Origin of the sequence: Chromobacterium piscinae (assembly GCF_021129175.1) — a bacterium.
In the GTDB taxonomy this organism is placed as follows: domain Bacteria; phylum Pseudomonadota; class Gammaproteobacteria; order Burkholderiales; family Chromobacteriaceae; genus Chromobacterium; species Chromobacterium piscinae.
In genome coordinates this window covers 1-3,959 of sequence record NZ_JAJOHV010000143.1, presented here as the reverse complement: position 1 = coordinate 3,959, position 3,959 = coordinate 1, and the positions used below count along the sequence as shown (strand labels likewise).

4 protein-coding genes are annotated in these 3,959 nt (G+C 72.1%); all 4 read right to left on the bottom strand.

Annotated features, from left to right (window positions below):
• Nucleotides 1-260, bottom strand: a 260-nt coding sequence (locus LQR33_RS24470) for an NAD(P)-binding domain-containing protein (protein WP_414626571.1), incomplete at its 3' end; no start/stop codon positions are given.
• Nucleotides 167-1,222, bottom strand: a complete 1,056-nt coding sequence (locus LQR33_RS23225; RefSeq protein ID WP_231470625.1) for a zinc-dependent alcohol dehydrogenase — start codon at nt 1,220-1,222, stop codon at nt 167-169. The genes LQR33_RS24470 and LQR33_RS23225, both read right to left, overlap by 94 nt.
• A complete protein-coding gene (locus LQR33_RS23220; RefSeq protein WP_231470624.1) occupies nt 1,219-3,258 on the bottom strand; it encodes an FAD-dependent oxidoreductase in 2,040 nt (679 codons plus the stop codon). Before LQR33_RS23220 ends, LQR33_RS23225 begins: the two co-directional genes overlap by 4 nt.
• The coding region (locus LQR33_RS23215) for an SDR family oxidoreductase (RefSeq protein ID WP_231470623.1) at nt 3,251-3,959 on the bottom strand (709 nt) is incomplete at its 5' end. The genes LQR33_RS23215 and LQR33_RS23220, both read right to left, overlap by 8 nt.

The window sequence follows — 3,959 nt, the reverse complement described above, 5'->3', positions numbered from 1 at the left end:
GGCGTCGCGTGCGCGCTGGCGCCGGCGTCCCGCAACGGCGCCGTCCGCTCCGGGCTGCGGTTATAGACCCGCACTTCCCAACCCAGGCCCAGCAGCCGCAATCCCAGCGCGGTTCCCATCGCGCCGCAGCCGATCAAAGCCAGCCGCTTTCCCATGCTTCGCCTGCTCATATCTCCTCCCCCGCCACGTCGACCAAGGCCTTGAAACGCTCGCGCCGGTACAGCGCGGCGAAGTAGTCCGGCACTTCGTCCAGGCGCAATCTATCGGAAAACATCAGGTCCAGCGCCGGCGCGCAGTCGACCATCGCCGCCGCCACCTCGCCGCGCAGGCCGATCGGATCGCCGATCACGAACTGCAGCGCGATCTCGCGTTGCATCAGCGCGCCCCAATCCAGTTCGAAACGGCCGGCCTGCGATCCCGCGCCGATCAGCCGGCCCCGCGGCCGCAATGTGGCCAGCGCGGTCTTCAAACCGTTCTCGCCGCCCACCGCGTCCACCGCAGCGTCGAAAACCCCGGCCAAGCCGGGCACCGCGTCCGATAGCAGCTGCCCGGCCGCGATCTCCGCCACCGCCAGCCCCCCGCTGCGCGCGCGCGCCGCGCGAACGGGATTGGCCTCCAGCAACAGGACCTCCGCGCCCCGGCGCGCCGCCTGCCAGGCGGTCAGGACACCCACCGGGCCGGCTCCGACCACCGCCAGACGTTCGCCCGGAGCCAGCGCCAGCCGTTGCAGCGCCCCCAGCGCGGTCGGCATCACGTCGCCGGACAGCAGGCCGAAGCGCAGGTCCGCGCTATCAGCCAACGGCGTCAGCGCGACATCCGCCCGCGGCACCCGCACGTATTCGGCCAGGCCGCCGTCCAGCCGCGGCTGCAGGCCGGAAAAACCGAACAGCCGCCGCTCTCCGCACTGGGCATGCCGCCCGGCCACGCAATGCGCGCACGCGCCGCAAGCGACGAAATCGGCGCAAGCCGCGCGTTGCCCGGGCCGCAGCCGCCTGACCGCCGTCCCCACCGCCGCCACCACGCCGACGAACTCATGCCCGATCACAGTCCCTGGCTCGAAGCCCGGCACCGCGCCGCGGTAGATGTGCAGATCGGTGCCACAAGTGGACGCGTGGGTGACCCGGAGCAGCGCATCATCCGGCGCCAATAGCGCCGGACGCGACAGCGTCGCCAGCCTCAGCCGTTGCGGCCCTTCCCATACCACCGCCCGCATCGTGTTCATCTCAGCTCCATCGCAAACCGGTAGGCCGCCTCCAGCGCGGCGGCCAGATTGACGCCGGCGAGGCCGCCATCGGCCGCGCCCAGCACGGTATAGGGAATGCCGGCGCGCCGCAGCGCGTCCTCCGGCCCAAGACGCGGCGCTTGCCCGGCGGCGATCACCACGCTGCGCGCCGGCAGGCTGCGCAACGCGCCGCCGCGCTCGCGCACGATCACCGCCTCGCCGGTGATCTCGACGACGTCGACCCGGCTCAGCAGCCGCACCCCATCGCGGCGCAGCGCGTCCATCAGTATCCAGCGCGTGGTGCGGCCGACGCGGTGGGCGAACTTGCGGCCGGAGCGCTGCAACAGCGTGATCGCCGGCTCCTCGTCGTCCGCGCCGCCGTCCAGATACGGCGCCAGCGCCTCCGCCGGCAGGCGGCGCGCGAGATAAGCGCGCGCGTTCCGCGTCAGCCCGCCGCGCAGGGCGGCCAGGTATTTCGCCAGGTCGCAGGCGATGCCCCCGCCGCCGATCACCACCACCGGGAACGCCACCGGACAACCCTGCTCCAGCACCTCGGCGTAATCGCGCACGTGCGGCAGCGCCAGGCCCGGCACGCCTTCCGGCCGCCGCGGCGCGGCGCCCTGCGCCAACACCACGTGGTCCCAGCGTGCGGCGTCGATCGCGCTCTCGTCGAAACTGCGGCCCAACCGCACCTCCACGCCGGCGCGCAGCAGCTCGCCGCGGTAGTAACGGATGGTGGCGGCGAACTCCTCCTTTTGCGGAATACACGCGGCCAGCCGCAACTGGCCGCCCAGTTCGTCCCCGGCCTCGAACAACGTCACCCGCGCGCCGCGCCGGGCCAGGAACAAGGCCGCCCCCATGCCGCTGATGCCGCCGCCGGCCACCGCCACTTCCAGCGCGCGCGTCAGCGGCGGATAGCGCCCCTCCTCCGGCAAGCCGCAATCGGGATTGACGCTGCAGCCGACCGGCTGGCCGGTCAGCACGTGGTCCAGACAACGCTGGTTGCAAGCGATGCAAGCGTTGATCTCGTCGAAGCGGTTTGCCCGCGCCTTGCCCGCCAGCGCCGGGTCGGCCAGAAAAGGCCGCGCCATCGCGATCATGTCGGCGCAGCCGTCCAGCAACAACGCCTCGCCGTCGCGCGGGTCGTTGACCCGGTTGCTGACGGCCAGCTTCAGCTGCGGGTAGCGCCGCCGCGCCAGCCGGGCGGCGTCGGCGAAAGCCGCGCGCGGCACCGCCGTCGCGATCGTCGGCACCTCGGATTCGTGCCAGCCTATGCTGACGTTGAGCAGGTCGATGCCATAAGGCAGCAGCCTGCCGATCAGCGCCATCGACCCCTCGGCGTCCAGCCCGTCCGGCAGCAGATCCATGCAGGGCAGACGGAAGATCAGCGGAAAATCCGGGCCGACGCGGCAACGCACCGCGGCGGCGATCTCCGCCGCCAACCGGGCGCGGTTGTCGAAGCCGCCGCCCCAACGGTCGGTCCGCTTGTTGCACGCCGGCGCCAGGAACTGGTGCACCAGAAAACCCTGGCCGAACAGCAGCTCGATCGCGTCGTAGCCGGCGGCGACGGCGCGGGCCGCGCAATCGGCATGGGCGGCGATGGTCGCCTGGATCTCGGCCTCGGACAGCGGCCTGGGCGTGAACACGCTGGACGGCAGCCGCTCGGCCGATGATGACACCATCCCGCCGTGAAAGGCCTCGCGGCCGAAATGCAGGATCTGCAGCGCGATGCGGCCGCCAGCCTCGCGCACCGCGCCGGTGATCAGCCGGTGCCCGGCGATTTCGTCGTCGCGGCACAGGGCGAAGCCGCCCTTGGTAGTCTTGCCCGCCTCGTCCGGCGCGCAGCCGGCGCTGACGATCAGGCCGACGCCCTCGCGCGCGCGCAGCGCGTAGAACGCCGCCATCCTGTGCCAGGCGTCGTCGCACTCGTCCAGATTCAAGTGCATCGAGCTCATCAGCAGCCGGTTGGGCAGCCGCAGCCGGTTCAGCTCGATCGGCGAGAACAGCCGGCCGAGCAAGGGCCGGGCTTCAGGCACACAGCCCTCCGTCGACCACCAGCACGTGGCCGGTGATGTAGCTGGCCGCGCCCGAGCACAGGAAGCCGACGGTCTGCGCCACCTCCTCCGGCCTGCCAAAGCGCGCCAGCGGAATCTGCTTGGCGCGCGCGTCCTCCAGCAAGGCCGCGCCTTTGTCCGACGCCTTCATCTCCGCCAGCATGTCGGTGTCGATGAAGCCCGGCGCCACCGCGTTGACGCGTATGCCGTAGCGGCCGACCTCGCGCGCCAGGCCGCGGGTCAGCGCCAGCAAGCCGGCCTTGGCCGCCGCGTAGTTGGCCTGGCCGACCTGGGCCCGCATGCCGCCGACCGAGGCGATGTTGACGATCTGTCCGCTCTTGCGGCTCATCATGGTCTGCAGCGCGGCGCGCGCGCAGTGGAAGCTGCCGTCCAGATTGCTGCCCAGCACTGCGCTCCAATCGTCGGCCGGCATCATCGCCAGCAGGCCGTCGCGGACGATGCCGGCATTGTTGACCAGAGTCTGCACCCAGAAGCCGCGCTGGCGGATGTCGGCGAACATCGCCGCCACCGCGTCGCGGTTGGACACGTCGGCGCGGACCGGATAGGCCTCGCCGCCCGCGGCCTGGATCGCCGCGCAGGCGTCCTCGGCCGCCGCGCCATCCAGCCGGTAATTGACGAAGACCGGCAGCTTGCGGCCGGCCAGCTCCAGCGCGATCGCGCGG

Coding starts and splice junctions, on each gene's coding strand:
- LQR33_RS23225 (WP_231470625.1), bottom strand. CDS start 1,222: ATGAACACGATGCGGGCGGTGGTATGGGAAGGGCCGCAACGGCTGAGG.